13 protein-coding genes and 1 pseudogene are annotated in these 15494 nt (G+C 68.5%); 7 read left to right on the top strand and 7 right to left on the bottom strand.

Going from position 1 to position 15494, the window contains the following annotated elements; genetic code table 11:
• Position 1 precedes the first annotated feature (1 nt).
• A complete protein-coding gene (locus AB0H61_RS20310) occupies positions 2 to 646 on the bottom strand; it encodes a hypothetical protein (protein WP_357306665.1) in 645 nt (214 codons plus the stop codon).
• A 469-nt stretch (positions 647 to 1115) separates the two neighbouring features.
• Here AB0H61_RS20310 and serC point away from each other — a divergent pair, with 469 nt between their 5' ends.
• The 3 genes from serC (at position 1116) to AB0H61_RS20295 (ending at position 4839) form a co-directional block, all read left to right on the top strand.
• Positions 1116 to 2240: a phosphoserine transaminase gene (gene serC / locus AB0H61_RS20305; RefSeq protein ID WP_357306662.1), complete on the top strand. Its 1125-nt coding sequence runs from the start codon at positions 1116 to 1118 to the stop codon at positions 2238 to 2240.
• Between the two features lie 288 nt (positions 2241 to 2528).
• Complete coding sequence (gene sepH / locus AB0H61_RS20300) at positions 2529 to 3641, top strand: septation protein SepH (protein WP_357306660.1); 1113 nt, start codon at positions 2529 to 2531, stop codon at positions 3639 to 3641.
• Positions 3642 to 4083: 442 nt separating this feature from the next.
• Positions 4084 to 4839, top strand: coding sequence for a hypothetical protein (locus AB0H61_RS20295; protein WP_357306657.1), 756 nt, complete (start codon positions 4084 to 4086; stop codon positions 4837 to 4839).
• Between the two features lie 18 nt (positions 4840 to 4857).
• Here the strand turns inward: AB0H61_RS20295 and AB0H61_RS20290 are convergent, their stop codons facing one another.
• Both AB0H61_RS20290 and AB0H61_RS20285 read right to left on the bottom strand, forming a co-directional pair.
• Positions 4858 to 5175, bottom strand: coding sequence for a DUF2537 domain-containing protein (locus tag AB0H61_RS20290; RefSeq protein WP_357306655.1), 318 nt, complete (start codon positions 5173 to 5175; stop codon positions 4858 to 4860).
• A gap of 33 nt (positions 5176 to 5208) precedes the next feature.
• Positions 5209 to 6012, bottom strand: coding sequence for an RNA methyltransferase (locus tag AB0H61_RS20285; RefSeq protein ID WP_357306652.1), 804 nt, complete (start codon positions 6010 to 6012; stop codon positions 5209 to 5211).
• A gap of 70 nt (positions 6013 to 6082) precedes the next feature.
• Between AB0H61_RS20285 and AB0H61_RS20280 the strand changes: the two genes are divergently transcribed.
• The gene (locus AB0H61_RS20280) at positions 6083 to 7288 is read left to right on the top strand and encodes a GNAT family N-acetyltransferase (RefSeq protein ID WP_357306649.1); all 1206 of its coding nucleotides are present in this window, start codon (positions 6083 to 6085) and stop codon (positions 7286 to 7288) included.
• A gap of 109 nt (positions 7289 to 7397) precedes the next feature.
• Positions 7398 to 7808, top strand: a complete 411-nt coding sequence (locus AB0H61_RS20275; RefSeq protein WP_357306646.1) for a YccF domain-containing protein — start codon at positions 7398 to 7400, stop codon at positions 7806 to 7808.
• A 7-nt stretch (positions 7809 to 7815) separates the two neighbouring features.
• Here AB0H61_RS20275 and AB0H61_RS20270 read toward each other — a convergent pair whose 3' ends face one another.
• On the bottom strand, positions 7816 to 8253 hold the full coding sequence (locus AB0H61_RS20270; protein WP_357306644.1) for a MarR family transcriptional regulator: 438 nt from the start codon (positions 8251 to 8253) through the stop codon (positions 7816 to 7818).
• Between the two features lie 63 nt (positions 8254 to 8316).
• Here AB0H61_RS20270 and AB0H61_RS20265 point away from each other — a divergent pair, with 63 nt between their 5' ends.
• Positions 8317 to 8556, top strand: a complete 240-nt coding sequence (locus AB0H61_RS20265) for a DUF2530 domain-containing protein (protein WP_357306641.1) — start codon at positions 8317 to 8319, stop codon at positions 8554 to 8556.
• A gap of 13 nt (positions 8557 to 8569) precedes the next feature.
• Here the strand turns inward: AB0H61_RS20265 and AB0H61_RS20260 are convergent, their stop codons facing one another.
• Positions 8570 to 10633 carry a neutral/alkaline ceramidase gene (locus AB0H61_RS20260; protein WP_357306639.1) on the bottom strand — a complete coding sequence of 688 codons (2064 nt, stop codon included), beginning with the start codon at positions 10631 to 10633 and terminating at the stop codon, positions 8570 to 8572.
• Between the two features lie 204 nt (positions 10634 to 10837).
• Here AB0H61_RS20260 and AB0H61_RS20255 point away from each other — a divergent pair, with 204 nt between their 5' ends.
• Positions 10838 to 11455 carry a TetR/AcrR family transcriptional regulator gene (locus AB0H61_RS20255; RefSeq protein WP_357306636.1) on the top strand — a complete coding sequence of 206 codons (618 nt, stop codon included), beginning with the start codon at positions 10838 to 10840 and terminating at the stop codon, positions 11453 to 11455.
• Between the two features lie 42 nt (positions 11456 to 11497).
• On the opposite strand, the gene AB0H61_RS20250 is transcribed toward AB0H61_RS20255, so the two are convergent.
• Together AB0H61_RS20250 and AB0H61_RS20245 are read right to left on the bottom strand one after the other, a co-directional pair.
• Positions 11498 to 14509 carry an ATP-binding protein gene (locus AB0H61_RS20250; RefSeq protein ID WP_357306634.1) on the bottom strand — a complete coding sequence of 1004 codons (3012 nt, stop codon included), beginning with the start codon at positions 14507 to 14509 and terminating at the stop codon, positions 11498 to 11500.
• A 77-nt stretch (positions 14510 to 14586) separates the two neighbouring features.
• A pseudogene (locus AB0H61_RS20245) lies at positions 14587 to 15494 on the bottom strand (hypothetical protein); the annotation flags it as partial.

Genomic DNA, 15494 nt, shown 5'->3' with positions numbered 1-15494 from the left:
GCTATTCCTCGCCCAGCGAGGCGGCCCAGTCGATGGCGACCGAGGCGCCGCGGTCGACGGTGAAGAAGGCGACCTCCAGGTGCTGGCCCAGGTCGACCAGGGCTAGGGCGGCCAGCGGGACCGGTTGGATCAGGCGCACTCGCCATGGCTTGGGCTCGTCCCAGGCGCGCAGTTCGAGGTCGAGGCGCAGCACTGGGGCATCGCGGCCGACGTAGTCGGCGGCCACCGGGGCCGCGGCCAGTACGGTGGCGTCGGCGCGGCGGCCGTCGGCGAGAATCTTCGCGATGCTCACCCCGGTCGCCTCCTCGGCATCCGGCACGTACAGGACCAGCCGGTCCCGGTCGCCGGGGTCGACCCGGCAGCAGACCACATCGCCCGGCTGCATCCATTCCAGGTCTTCGCCGCCGACCCGCTGGACGATCCGGGTCTCGTACGGCGGCGCGTCGTCGATAAGTACCCGAATCCAGAAGGTATGGCCCGGTTCGTTGCGGCGTGGCCGTACGCCGAGGATCGCCGCCGTACCGGCGGTGCCGTGGATGAGTAGCTCGCGCCTCGCGTCGCCGGATAGCGATCCGGTCCGGAGGCCGAAGTTCCGTGGCCGCCGCGCCCGCAGCAGCCAGCCCGAGCCCGCCGACGCGATACTCATGCCCGCGCCTCGCACCGAGCGTGCTGTGCCATGACTCGCCCGTTGCGTCCGTTCATGGCAGCTAACGTTAGCGGCACTGTGGCCCACGCCACATCAATACCGTCTCGGAATGATTCTCGCGACGGCCGGAATCGAGTCGCGGACGTAATGCGGGTGTGCCGAACCGGCATTCGCAAGGCCCGGCACTACGACACCGCGCGGCGGCGGGCACCGGGATTCGGCTGTGAAAACAAACACAGGCATTCCGCGCCGGATAATCGATCAGCGGCCCACACCGGGCCGCCGAACCCGCGGAGCACCCGGCGGGCAACCCGCTGCGCCGACGGGAAGGCGCTGGCCCCGCACCCTATCCGGACGACATCGGCCCCGCCGCCGCGGAGCCGACGCCGCGGCCGGATCGGGCAACACCCGCGCAACTGCCGGTGACCCGCTCGAACCCGCAGGTCCGGCACGCTTTACCCTGTTGCCCATGACCACTGCGTTCCCGACGATTCCCGACGACCTCAAGCCCGCCGACGGACGATTCGGCTGTGGCCCCTCCAAGGTGCGACCGGAGCAGTTGCAGTCTCTGGTAAATGTCGGCGCCTCGGTGTTCGGAACCTCCCACCGGCAGAAGCCCGTCAAGGATGTGGTGGCGCGGGTGCGCAAGGGCCTGCGTGAACTGTTCGCGCTGCCGGACGGCTACGAGGTGGTGCTCGGCAACGGTGGCACCACCGCGTTCTGGGATGCCGCCGCCTTCGGCCTGATCCGCGAGCGTTCGCTGCACCTCACCAACGGCGAATTCTCGAGCAAATTCGCCGCGGTCGCCAAGGGCAACCCGTTCATCGGCGACCCGATCGTGGTCTCGTCCGAGCCGGGCAGCGCGCCGGATCCGGTGGCCGATCCGTCCGTCGACCTCATCGGCTGGGCGCATAACGAAACCTCCACGGGTGTCTCCATTCCGGTGCAGCGTCCGGCCGGTTCGGGTGATGCGCTGATCGCCATCGACGCCACCTCCGGCGCGGGCGGCCTGCCGGTGAACATCACCGATGCCGACGTCTACTACTTCGCCCCGCAGAAGTGCTTCGCCGCCGATGGTGGTCTGTGGGTGGCGCTGATGAGCCCGGCCGCGCTGGCCCGGGTCGAGGAGATCAAGGCCTCGGGTCGCTGGACCCCGGAATTCCTGTCGCTGCCGATCGCGATCGACAACAGCACCAAGGACCAGACCTACAACACCCCGGCGCTGGCCACCCTGCTGCTCTTCGCCGACCAGATCGAGTGGCTGAACGGCAACGGCGGCCTGGACTGGGCGGTCAAGCGGACGCTGGATTCCTCGTCGCGGCTGTACTCGTGGGCCGAGTCGAGCGAGTACGCCACGCCGTACGTCACGGATCCGGCACACCGCTCGCAGGTGGTCGGCACCATCGACTTCGCCGATTCGGTGGACGCGGCCGCGGTGGCGAAGGTGCTGCGCGCCAACGGGATCGTCGACACCGAGCCCTATCGCAAGCTGGGCCGCAACCAGCTGCGCATCGGCATGTTCCCGGCCATCGATCCCGAGGACGTCAGCCAGCTGATCCGCAGCATCGACTGGGTCGTCGAGAAGTTGGGCTGATACCAGCGACACCACAGCAACTCCGGGCCGCGAACACAGCTCCGGACTCGTGCCCACGGGTACGAGCTCTACGAGCGCCGTTCGCGGCCCGGCTCGCGTCCAGGTGGCGGTAGCCGATCGCGAACCCGCAGCGCGGCAGGCGCTCTCGATCGAACACAGCAGATTAGCGGGTGCGGCGCATAATTGGCAGATTTTCGGCCCGCGTGTCTTGCCTCGAGATCATCAACTGTGCACTACTGTTTCGAAAGAGTGGGCGGTGTCGCGAGCCGACGCGATAAGGAGGTAACGGTGCGTGAACTTCGAGTGATCGGGGTGACGCCCGACTCCACGCACATCGTGTGTATCGACACCGAGACCGGCAACAAATACCGGCTGCCCGCCGACGACAAACTTCGAGCCGCGGCCCGCGGAGACCTTGCCCGATTCGGCCAGATAGAGATCGAAATGGAAGCAACTATGCGTCCTCGCGATATCCAGGCTCGTATCCGCGCCGGCGCCTCCGTGGAACAGGTCACCGAGGAATCGGGGATGCCGTCCAGCCGGGTGGAGCGCTTCGCCTACCCGGTCTTGCTGGAGCGGGCTCGCGCCGCCGAACTGGCGCAGAAGGCGCACCCGGTGCGCGCCGACGGTCCCGCCGTCGAAACCCTCATCGACATCGTCACCGCCGCCTTCACCGAACGCGGACACACCCTCGAGAACGCCGAGTGGGACGCCTGGAAGGACGAGAAGGGCTTCTGGGTCGCCCAGTTGCAGTGGCAGAACGGACGTTCCGAGATCGCCGCGCATTGGCGCTATCAGCCGGACGCGCACGGCGGCTCGGTCTCCCCGCTCGACGATCCCGCCTCCGATCTGATCGATCCGGACTTCGGTCGCGCACTACGCGGGCTCGCGACAATCCTGCCCGCGCAGGCCGAGATCGAGGCGCCGGTCGCGCCGGAACCACCCGTCGAAGCGCCCCGCCCGACCAAGGAGACCGTCACCCCGCCCACGCGCCCCGCGGCGCGGCAGACGCAGCCGGCCCTGGACGAGTTCTACGAACAGCGCGCCGTGGGCGCGGGTGGTAGCTCCGCCGCGATTCCCGCCGCGGGTGGTAGCTCCGCCGCGATTCCCGCGGCAGGTGGTACCGCCGCGGCCATTCCGGCCGCGAGCACCACCGCCACACCGACCGCGGGCACCGGTTCCGCTCCGACCGCGGGCGGCACCGCGCCTACCACTCCCGCCGCGCCCACCGGCCCGGCCACTCCCGCCGCATCCTCGACATCGCCGGCGGAGGCCGAGGAACCCGTGAAGCCGGGCAACGCCAAGCCCGCGCCCGCGAAGACCAACCGCACCAAGCGGGGCAAAGCGCCGATGCCGTCCTGGGAGGACGTGCTGCTCGGGGTGCGTAGCTCCGGTCACTGATTCGCCGCGCCGCTTCCGCGAGGCGCGGACTCGGTGGTGCGTTGGTCGACCTGGACGAGTTACCCACGTGCGAAATCGGTTGCGTGTGGGGCGTCTTCCGGTTCGGCGAATATCGGGTCCGGCGCCGCGAGCTCAGAGCGGCCCGGACGGTGACCTTCCCGGATCGCGGGTGTGGTGCAACCCGATCCGGACCATGATCAAGTTTGCTGACGACCACGAGGGGTAGCTGGGAAGCAGTCGGCCACGAATTTCTGGGGCCCTTTGGCGTGTTCGGTGGCGGAAGCGCCGTCGTTTACGACTCGGGGCGAGTAGATTTTTACTGTGACGTCGCCTGTGAGGGTCGGCGTCGGGCAGTTCGCGGTCGCCGAGAGTATTCGACGCCACTGGGAGTTGCTCGAAGTTCGCGGAGCCATTTCGTGCAACCATTCGGGAGGTGCCGGAAATGCTGTCCAAAGCTTCGTCCCTCTGGTACGTCGACGCATCCGACCCACTGTCGGTGCTCCGCGCTGACCACGACTCCGACCCGGAAGCCGCACTGGCACTGGCGAAGCAGCTCTACGCCGATCACGATGTGGTGCCCATCATGGTGGGTACGCTCGGCGGTTGCGCGGGGCCGGACCGGGACGAGGTGTATATCGGCTGCTATCCCGGTGTCACCGTGGTGTGTACGACCCAGGCCGCGCAGGTGCATCCAACCGCGCTGCCGGAATTGCTGGTCCGGCCGCTGGCCTCGGAGCACACCTATCTGATCGCATTCGATACGGCATACGGCTGGGGCGCGTTCGCGCACTGGGAGCGTGGCGAATTCCGGCGTTCCTTCAGCTCCACCCGGGTGAACATTCTGGAGGACGAGGGGCTGCCGCTGGTGTGGGAACGACCCTACTGGGCCGGTGAGCGTCCGGTGCGCTGGCAGCCGGGCGAACTGCCGGACCCGCAGACGCTGCCCTTCGACCCGCCCGATTTCGCGGACGCGGCCAATAGCGAATGGCTGGGATTCCACTACCGCGTCCCGGCCACGAACGGCGCGCTCGTGCCGGGCGATCTGTCCGTCTGCGGTTTCACGCTGTATCCGAAGGGGCAGGCGCCGGATCCGGCCGACCTGATACCGCCCGACCTCATGCAGACGCATATGAACGGCGTCGGCAAATCGCGACGCGGACTCTTCGGCTGGCTACGCGGACGCGACCGGGTGTCCTAGCCGACCGCGGCGACCTTCCTAGAGAGCGGACAGCCCGCTGACGATCAGCGCGAACCACGCCAGCAGCACGCCCACCGCGCCGCCCGCGACCACCCACCGGGTCACCGGCGTCGACCGCCAACGCCAGGCGGTGGGCGCGGCGCCGCCCGCGGCAACCAGATTGACCAGGACCGCGAGCACCGGATGCACCTGGGACAGCGCATCGCCGAACGCGTACACCGCGACGGCCGTGAGCAGCGCGACCATGACCGCCACGGTGATACCGGCGGCCCACGGCGTCGGATCCCGGTATTCCGGATACTTCTGGTAGGGCTGATATGCCCCGTTGTCACTCACGACCGCACCTCGCTGCTCGGCCCCGTCGCGTACTCACGACGTCCGCACCCGTTCATAGAACGCCATCGCGGCGGCCGTCGCCACATTGAGCGAATCGGTGCCCGGCGACATCGGGATCCGCGCCCGGATATCGGTCGCCGCCATGGCCTCCTCGGTGAGCCCGGGGCCCTCCGCGCCGAGCAGCAGCGCCACCCGCTTCCCCGTCATCGCGGTGGCCAGGTTCATCGCCGCCGGATCCGGGGTCAGCGCGATGATCTGGAACCCCTTGTCCCGCAGCAGCTCCAGTCCGGCGGGCCATTGCGGCAATTGCGCGAACGGCACCCGCAGCACATGCCCCATCGATACCCGCACCGCCCGCCGGTACAACGGGTCCGCGCACCGGTCCCCGAACAGGATCGCGTCCGCACCCAACCCCGCCGCGTTGCGGAACATCGAACCGAGATTCTCGTGGTCGTTCACGCCCTCGAGCACGGCCACCGTGCGTGCCCCCGCGAGCACATCGTCCACACTCAGCTCCGCCGGCCGCGGCGCCACCGCCAGTACGCCTCGATTGAGGTGAAAACCCACCACCTCGGCCATCACCTCGGCGCTGGCGCGGTAGTACGGCACATCGACGTCGACCAGGTCGTCGGCCAATTGCTCATATCGCTTTCCCGACCCGAGCAGCGCACCGGGCCGGAACCGCGAGTCGAGCATCCGCTGCACGACAACCACGCCCTCCGCGATCACCAGCCCCTTACGCCCGGGCAGATCCGGTCTGCGGTCGGCGGAGGAGAGATCACGAAAGTCGTCCACCCTCCCATCGGCGGGGTCGTCGATATCGATCACTTCGGCCACGGCTACATCCTGCCGGGCGCGGGTGGAAATTCGGGTGCGGGGGTGGGCGGAGACGTGGGATGGTCATCGGATGACAGTGGTTCCCGGGATCACGATCCGATCGGCCACCGAAGCGGATGCGGAGGAGATTCGCCTGCTGTTGGCCACCTCGTTCGGATTCGGTTACGAGCCGCCGGAGCAGGACCGGCTCGCCCCGGTATTCGCGCCCGGTGGAGCGCTCGTCGCCGTCGACGGCGACCGGATCGTCGGACACACCAATTCCATGCGGATGACGCTGACGGTGCCCGGCGAACGGACGGTACCGGCCTGCGGAATCGCCGGGGTGGGGGTCGCGCCGACGCATCGCAGGCGCGGAATTCTGCGGGCCATGTACACCGAGCAGCATCGGCGCACCGAGGCGGACGGCATCGCGATCACGATATTCACCGCGAGCCGGGCCACCATCTACGGGCGGTTCGGGTACGGGCCGGCGATCCGCGAGAATGCGGTCCGCATCGATCGGCGATTCGCCGAATTCCTGCCGAGCACACCGGATCCCGGTGGCGTGGAAATGGTCTTGCTGGACGCCGCGGCCGATCGGATCAGATCGATCTACGACCGGTGGCGCAGGCTGACACCGGGTGCGCAGGTACGACCGGAGACGAGCTGGGCGAAGCGATTCGACGAACCGGCCGACTGGCGTGGCGGTGGCACAAGCCTTTTCGCATTGGTACATCCGGACGGGTATGTGCTGTACCGCTATCACCACCACGGCCGCGAGGTCGATGTCGAGGTGGTCGAAATGCGAGTGGTGACCGCCGACGCGTACGCGGCGCTGTGGCGCACCGTGCTCGGGCTGGACCTCGTCACCCATGTCGAGGCGGTGCTCAGCGATAACGAGGCGCTCCCCTACCTGCTGACCGACTCCCGGCTGGTGCGAACCACCAGCCGCTACGACGCGCTGTGGTTGCGCCTGATGGACGTGCCGGCCGCGCTCGCGGCCCGCGGTTACCGATGCGATCTGGACGTGGTGCTCACGGTCTCCGATCCTTTCCGCGACGCGGGCGGCACCTTCGCACTCATCGTGCGTAACGGCGTCGCCGAATGCGTGCCGACGACCCGCGCCGCCGACATCGAACTCGGCATCGATGTGCTTGCCGGCATGTACCTGGGCGCGTACCCGGCGCGGGCCTTCGCGGCGGCCAACCGGCTACAGGCCAAGGATCCCGCACGGCTGCGCGCGCTGGACGAGGCGTTCGGCTCGGAGCAGGACGCGGCGCTCGGCTGGTTCTTCTGAGGAGTTCCACGGAGCCGACCGGCACCATCGCGGGTACGCCCCGGGTGGTGCCGGATCGCCGGTACGGAAAGGATGCCGGTGCCTCGCGTCGGCTGGCATGCTGGACGGTATGAAGCCGATTCAGCTGATCCTCAACATCCTCTGGCTCATTTTCGCCGGGTTCTGGATGGCGCTGGGCTACATCGTGGCGGGAATCATCTGCTTCCTACTGTTCTTCCTGATCGTGCCGATCCCGTTCGGCATCGCGTCGTTCCGGATCGCGGCCTATGTACTGTGGCCGTTCGGGCGGACCACCGTGGACAAACCGGGGGCGGGCGCGGGGTCGCTGATCGGCAACATCATCTGGTTCGTCCTGGCCGGTTGGTGGCTGGCGCTCGGACATCTGCTCACCAGCATCCCGCTGTTCCTGTCGATCATCGGGATCCCGTTCGGCTGGGCGAACCTGAAATTCATCCCGCTATCGCTGTTCCCGCTCGGCAAGGACATCGTCGCCAGCGACCAGCCGTTCGCGGGCCGGTAGTCGGCGATTACTCCGATTCCGCGACGATCTGCTTCATGATGCCGACGGCGCGGGTCAGCACCACCAGCTGATCGGCGGACAGGGTGGAGAGCTGCTCGGTCATCCAGGCCTCACGGGCGCTGGTCTCATCGGCGATGAGGGCGCGACCGGCGGGCGAGAGCGAGACGATGATCTGACGTCCGTCGGTCGGATGCGGATTGCGTTCGACCAGGTCCAGATCGGTCAGCGAGGCGATCACCCGGGTCATCGACGGCGGTTGCACGCGTTCCTTGGCGGCCAGCGCGCCCGGTGTCATGGCGCCCTCCCGGTTCAAGGTGGCGAGCGCGGAGAGCTGAGTCAGCGAGATCTGCGAGTCGGCGCGGCGACCCCGCAGATGTCGCGTCAGCCGAACCACCGCCAGCGAGAGCTCACCGGCGAGTGCTCGAACATCCGATGGCGTTGTCACAGAGGCAAACGATACGGGACACGCTCCCTGCGGGACGGCTGTTCTCGCCGCTACGCTGAAGCCGTGACCCCGAAAGTCCCGGAAATCCCGCCGCGCCTCACCGATCCGCGTCCCGTGCTCGCGGTCGGCAGCGCCCTGTGGTTGATCGCCACGGTGGTGGTGTGGGCCAGTGGTGAGCGCTGGGAGTCGGCGCTGCCGGTATGCCTGATGGGCCTGGTGGTCGGCCTGCTCGGGACGACTATCTTCCTGATCCAGCGCCGTGGTGCGCGGCGCGGTGATAAGGGCGCGCAGACCGGGCTGTAGCCCGCGCCTGGATTCAGCTCACTTCGAACTCCGCACTGGTCCCGGTGAACGGATGCAGCGCACCGTCCGTGCCGAGGCTGTCGGCGAAATGCACGAACCGGTATCGACCGGTGTCGGCGTCGCCGGGGATATCCCAGGTGAACCTGGCCACCGATGCGGCCGCGCCGCGCTTGCTCCAGTAGTAGCGCACCGCCCATTCACCCTCGTTCGCGACGCGCACCCAGTCCCCGGATGCGGTGCGGCGCTGCACCTCCAGGAAGGTGCCGTTACGGCGCGGATGGTGTTTCGGGTGCGCCGAGACGAATTCGGCGGCCGCCTGGGCGCCGCGACCGTACCAGGGTGCGGGTTGGGTCAGCACGTCGCCGAAGCCGCGGCCGGGCGGGGTGGCGTCGGGGCCGGGCGCGGCCACGAAATTCGGCTGTAGATTCGACACATCGCGCGGGGCGGGACCACGTGGCACTGCCTGGCGAGCCGCGAAAGCCGTTGCCAGACGGGTGAATTCCTGAAGATACGCGGGAAGGGTATACCGGCCGAACAGGGTCGACCCGCCCTCGTACTGCTGGGTGTCGTATTCCTCCGGGGTGGTCACATATTCGTGGTAGGCGTTCGCGTAGCCCTGCATGAGCACCTGCTCCAGGTCGACGCCGAGGGCGGCGGCGATCGCGCGCCGGATGCGCAGGCCGGAGACGATGGTGAACTCACCGCCCGCCGCCGCGAGGTAGAGCTCTCCGATCCGCATGATCTGGATCGGGACCACGCTCGGCACCCATGGCACCGGCGGCAGCAGTCCCAGCGGCGCGATAATCGCCTTGGGCGCCTGGGCATCCGCGAGCCAGGCGGGCGCGGGCGCGTTCGGGTCGCCCAGTGCGTCGATGAATGGGTTGCGCACGCCCTCCGGGATGGGAATTCCGGGCAGACCGGGACCGTCCTCCACGCTGCCCGCGATCAGCGAGACGCCCGCGGCGGCGGGAGCGGTGTGCCGCGGTTGGCCGTCGGGGGTGAAACGGCCGTCCACCGCGATATCGGCCAGGTCGATATAGCAGAGCAGCGCGTCGACCGGGCCGCCGATCGACCGCGCCCCCGCCAGTGCGGTTTTCGAGGCCCCGTACTGGCGTTCGCCGATGATGCGGGTGTTCTCGAACTCGTCCTCGGTCGGTCCCGAGGTTGGACGCAGGTTCAGGTTCGGGGACATATCGCCCGAGTTGGTCTGCGCGAAGGCGGCGATGAAGTCCGGTTGGCCGTCCAGGTATCGGACGCCGTGCTCCATATGCTCGTGCGCGTAGGACGCGTAGCCCTTGTTATCCGCGCTGATCAAGCGGTTGGTATTGCTCATCGAGGTGTTGTGCGTGGCGAACCAGGTGATGGCGCCGACCTGCCTGCCGCCCTTGACAATCGACAGTGCGGTCACGGCCGGGTCGATGCCCGCCGGGAAGTACTGCTTGTCGGCGGGCGGGTTGCGGTCGAATGCGACGCGGGAGCGGTTCACGCTCGCGTCGTGCAGTTCACCGCGGCCCAGGGCAAGCGATCCGGGGCCGAGATCGGCGTGCGCCGCCTCGATCGCCTCCACGATGCCCTGCACCTCGGCGTCGTAAACCTGTTGCTGGAAACCGAGAATGGACAGGTTGTAGGCGTAGTCGTGGCTGGAGCCGCCACAGGTGGCATGTGAGTGGGTGGAGGTGAGCATGACGTTCTGCTCGGTATACAAATCGCCGAAGCGACGGGCCAGCTCGAGCAGCACGCCGCGGTGCACGGACTGGAAGATCATGCCGTTCTCCGCCACCACATAGGCGATGCGCCGATCGCCCGTGACGAAGATGAAGGCCCTGACGCGCGGGCGCAGGTGAATACCCGCGGTGGTCTGTTCCAGCTGCGAATAGCCCATCATCCCGCATTCGGCGGCCGGACCGGTGATGTCGGAGATGCCGATTCCGATCTGGTAGCCGCCCGAGCCGGGTGCGGCCGCGGCGGGCGCGCCGAATACCGCGGTCGCGCCGGGCAGGGCCGCCGCGGCGGCCGTGGCCAGTGTGGCCGAACCGACCGCGGTCCGGGCCAGAACCGTTCTGCGTGACACAGGCATACGCGTCTCCTTAGGTCTGGATGGCAGCGAACCACACAACTGGACAATCGTCCAGTCCAGGAGCGGAGACGCCCTCGGACCCATCCACGGACATACTTCTCCATCACCTTCCCCGCCCGATGTTCACGCCACGAGCGAGATTTTCGACCCGGCGAATTGACTGCGCGCGCCCCGGACGCTTAACTCCCTGAGGTGTCCTCCCGATTGAGCGTCGAAGAACGACGGGCCCACCTTATCGAGGCGGCCATCGGCCTTGCCGAAAAAAAGGGCGTTGCAGGCGTGACCACCCGCGATGTGGCTCAGGCGGCAGGCGTCTCACTCGGTGTGGTGCATTACTGTTTCGAAAATAAGGACGCGCTGATGACCGAGCTGGTCAAGGCGCTATCGATGGAATTGCGCGATTCCGTCGACGCCAATGAAACGGTATGGCAAGACGTCGGAAGTGGAAAAGAAGCACTTCAAAAATTGGTGCGCGCCGGACTCGAACTGATGTGGCTCAACATTGAGGCCACACCGGAACGACAACTACTCACCTACGAAACCACTACTTATGCGTTGCGCGAAGGGGAACAGACCCCCGCGAAACTCGCCATCGCGCGTGAGCAGTACGCGTTCAACGATTCCACGGTGGCCGACATACTCGACCACGCGCGCGATGCCACCGCGACCCAATGGGCGGTCTCGGTGCAGACGCTGAGCCGGTTCACCCTCAATGTCATCGACGGAGTGGTGCTTCGCTGGCTGGTCGACAACGACAGCGAGGCGGTACGCCAGCAGTTGGACCTGCTGAGCGAGATGCTCGCGGGCTATTCGACGACGTAGATACCGTCCGGGTAGCGCGCGGCTACCCATCCGGGACACCGTTCAGGCGTGGTCAAGGGCCCTTGGCACGCCCACGTGCGTCGTGTTTCCCTCGTGCCACCACGGCACCGAGATCGTGGCCGTCACCGCGCCGGTCAGTCGCACGCGCAGCTCGTCGTGGAGCACCAGATCGCCGTCCTGCGGTGGCAGCGCGAAGATTCGGCGCAGCACGACACCGAGCGGCTCCGCGGACCAGGTGGTGCGGCGGCCGGTACCGATCACCTCGGCGGTGACGGAATCGGAGACGAGCGGCAGATCCAGTAACCGCGCGAGAGCGGACGCGGTGTCGATATCGCCGAGCACCAGACGATCCGGTGGCAGCACCAGGCCGAACCAGGGGCGATCGAGCACCATGGCATCGCCCGCGTCGACCACCGCGCCGGACAGTGCGCGGACCCGCTCCGGCAGATCGAGGTCGGCGAGGTCCAGGTGTTCGGCGGCGACGGAGGCGGCCAGACGGTGGTGTGCACGCGAAACCACCTCGGGAGCAGGTGTTTTCGCGGGATCGGCGAGGGCGTCGAGCAGCGCCGTCGCCAACTCGGGGGTGATGACGTCCGGATTCGCGAAAACCGCGCGCAGGCCGTCGAGATCGGTGCGGGTGAATCCCTCGAAGGTGAATTCCGGTAGCAGCCCGGCGAATTCGGTATCGGCGGGATGGCGATACAGCCCCAGCGGAATGCCGTCGACACGGGCGTGCGCGCGCAGCCACCACGCGGTGTAGCCGTCCGGGTCGGTCAGCAGGCGGCGGGTCCGCGGCTCGGAGACCAACTGCAACAAGGCATCCGGCCAGGCGATCTCGTCGACCAGATCCAGATCGCGGACCGCGGCCAGCTCCGGCGGATCCTCCGGCAGGGTGGACCACCAGGTCTCTTCGTCATCCAGGTGGTGATCAGGGCCGGTCGGATCGATGTCGGCGACGATGCTGAAATCCCAGCCGACACCGACCGCTCTCACCGCATCGGCGCCGTAGCGGTCCACCACATCCTGATCGAGGGTGCCGAGCGGCGCATCCTCGGTCAGCAGCGGGTACAGCGGCGCCTCCGGCAGCAACAGTTCGTCGGCGGGTCGCAATTCGCCAGTGGCATCGGGCAATTCGAGCTGACCGAGCCACGGCGGCAGCGACCGCGGATCCGCCCGCTCCGCCAGCCGGAGCACGGCATCGGCGATATCCGGATCGTCCGGACGATCCTCCAGTTCGGCCCGCAGACCCGGATCGTTCAGCAGATCCTCCGGGGTGGCGCTGCGGGCCCCCAGCCGCGCCAGCAGCGGGTGCGCCGCCTCCGGATGCACCAGCCGCGCCCAGTGCAGCGGAATCGCGACCTCGAGCCGATCACCGAGCACGACGGTGCGCGGCCCGGTGACCAGCCTGCCGTCGGCCAGTGGCACCGCCAGCGCACCCAGTTCCTCCGCGGACAGCGGATCGACCACGAACGACTCCAGCGCCTCGTACAACGCCCGCCACCACGCCGGTGACCGCTCCAACCCGGCCGAGAGCTCCGCCAATCGCGCCAATCCCAGCCGATGCACATCCAGCACCGCCAGCGCCTCGGTATGCGCCCTGGCGGACAGTTCCGGAATCACCAGCGGCCCGACCACATCGTCGAGCAACTCCGCCAAATCCGAGCTCAGCCCGGGCAATACGCTCGCCCGGGTCGGGACCGCCGTCGCATCCGAGGCACCGGGGAGCGGCAGTTCGGCCTCGAAGCGCCGCTCGTCGGCCGGACTACCACTCGCGGCGGCACCGATGCGGCCGAGGGCCCGCGCCGATTCTTCGTCCGCACTGATCACCCCGTCCTGTGGCGAATCGGCAGCGTGCGTGGGCAGTTCGACAACACCCGCCTCGAGGGTTGCCCGCGGATCGGCCGCGCGGTGTCGTTGGGCCGGGTGCGAGTCGACAGGTGACGATTCCGCGGTGCGCGTGGGTAAATCCCAGTCGAATGGATCCGCACCGGTACGGGATTCGGTCGCGGCGACGGGAGCGGCGGTGACGACCGGCAACCAAGTATGCGTCTGCAAGTCGCGCAGGATGGCCTCGCGGAGCAGGCCGTCGGCCTCGCTGCGGGCGAATCCGGGGGCCGGGACAAGCACCAGCCGATCGGGGCGAGGCAGGGCTCTCGCGAAATCCGCGTACCCGACCGCCAATTCGGAGATACGGGCACCGGGCAGCAGACGCCTGCGATCCGGTTGCATGGGGATATCGGCGATCACCAGGGCGGGTAACGACAGCTCCTCATCGGAGCGGGTGGGCGCCCGCAATACATCATGGGCGGCGGCGACCGGCCTGCCGTCGCGCACCGGCACCAGCCATCTCGCCCGCGCCGTGCGGTACTGCCACCAGACCCGATGCTCCCGCCCCGGACTCGTCACCCGGAGCTCCTGCAATCCGTGCGCGAGATCGGTCACCGTGGAGGTGATCTCGTCGTCGGCGATCCGGATGCTCCGCAAGGCAGGCAGCTCCAACAGCAGATCGACGGCTTCGGCACGCATACCGTCGATCAAGGCATCCGCGTCCACGTCATCGCGCAGACGCAGCACCACCTCGGTATCGGCCTCCGCCGCGGGTGGTGTCGCGTTCGGCCAGACCAGCCGCAGCACGGGCGGAGCGAAATCCGAGGCAGCCGACTGCATCCCACCGGGAGGACGTATTGCGTGCTCGCTCAGGGCTTCCCAGGTCAGGGCGCGGGAGAAGAGGAGGGAGCCGGAGGTGGAGCGGAGCTCGATGTCATCGCTGACCGAAAGGACGGCGGTGAAGCCGATACCGAAGCGGCCGACGGTCGCCTCCGGATCCGCCTTACCGGAGGCGCGCAGTGCGGTGAGGGCGTGCACGCCCTCGGTGTCCAGTGGCGCACCGGTATTCGCGATGCGCAGGGTGCGGCCGTCCAAGCGGACGACCAGGCGACCAGGGACACCCGCCTTCGCCGCGGCATCGGCGGCGTTCTGCGCCAGCTCGGTCAGCAGCCGGTCGCGGTAACCCGCGCGGACCAGATCCGCCTCGGTGGCCGCATCCTCTCGCAACCGGGTCGGCGAATCACGCCAGGCGGCAAGGACACCCGTACGCAGCGCCGAAGTGCCGAACGGATCGGCGGCGTCGCTCAGCTTCGTGGCGATGACTCGAACCCCGACTGTGCCGCGGAACCCGGCCCGCCCTCGTTCTCCGCCTCAGCGGCCGCACCGGCGCCTTCGCCCGCGCCGTCGACATCCTCCGAAGTCGATTCCGCCGCAGCCACTTCGGCCTCCGGCTCCGCGACAGCCGATTCGTCACCTTCCGCGACGACAGGGGACCCGGACATCCGCACATCCGCCGGGTTCGCGTCCGGGCCAGCCGCTCCGGCCCCTTCCCCAGCGGTATCCACCGATGCCGAGCCCTCGGCAACCGGTGCCGCACTCGCCTGCTCGATACCGTCGTCGGCGGCCTCGGCAATCTGCTCGACTACCGCTTCGGCCGGGGTGGTCGCCACCTCGCTGACGCGCGACTCCTCGACGACGTCCGGCGCACCACCGGTAGACCCCGCACCAGCGGGCTCCACCTTCGACTCGGCCACAACGGCATTCGAACGATCGTCTACAACGCTCGAGCCAGTGCCCACGGCATTCGACTCGGGGGCCGCCTCAGCCGAACCCGGCGCGGAAACCTCGGCAACCACCTCCGCATCGGAAACGGCGTCGACAGGTGCGTCGGCGACAGCCGTCGTAGCACCGGGCTCGGTGCCACCGTCAACGGTCGCGGCGCCCGGCTCAGCGTTCACTTCGGTCGCGGCGGACTCGATGTCGCCCACGGGGGCCACCGTCGCGTCCTCGGACGCCTCGGCGGCCACATCCGCGGTGTCCGGCTCGGCCGCCGTCTCATCGGCAGCGGCCACAGCACCTGCCTCGGCAACCGCATCCACGGCCTCCGGCAGGACCACCGTCTCATCGGCAGCGGCCACAGCACCTGCCTCGGCAACCGCATCCACGGCCTCCGGCAGGACCACCGTCTCATCGGCAGCGGCCACAGCACCTG

This window comes from Nocardia sp. NPDC050710, assembly GCF_040654375.1.
In the GTDB taxonomy this organism is placed as follows: Bacteria; Actinomycetota; Actinomycetes; order Mycobacteriales; family Mycobacteriaceae; genus Nocardia.
Note: the sequence above shows the minus strand (reverse complement) of the source record. Positions and strands in the feature narration are given on the sequence as shown.

Coding starts and splice junctions, on each gene's coding strand:
- AB0H61_RS20310 (WP_357306665.1), bottom strand. CDS start 646: ATGAGTATCGCGTCGGCGGGCTCGGGCTGGCTGCTGCGGGCGCGGCGG.
- serC (WP_357306662.1), top strand. CDS start 1,116: ATGACCACTGCGTTCCCGACGATTCCCGACGACCTCAAGCCCGCCGAC.
- AB0H61_RS20295 (WP_357306657.1), top strand. CDS start 4,084: ATGCTGTCCAAAGCTTCGTCCCTCTGGTACGTCGACGCATCCGACCCA.
- AB0H61_RS20280 (WP_357306649.1), top strand. CDS start 6,083: ATGACAGTGGTTCCCGGGATCACGATCCGATCGGCCACCGAAGCGGAT.
- AB0H61_RS20275 (WP_357306646.1), top strand. CDS start 7,398: ATGAAGCCGATTCAGCTGATCCTCAACATCCTCTGGCTCATTTTCGCC.
- AB0H61_RS20260 (WP_357306639.1), bottom strand. CDS start 10,633: ATGCCTGTGTCACGCAGAACGGTTCTGGCCCGGACCGCGGTCGGTTCG.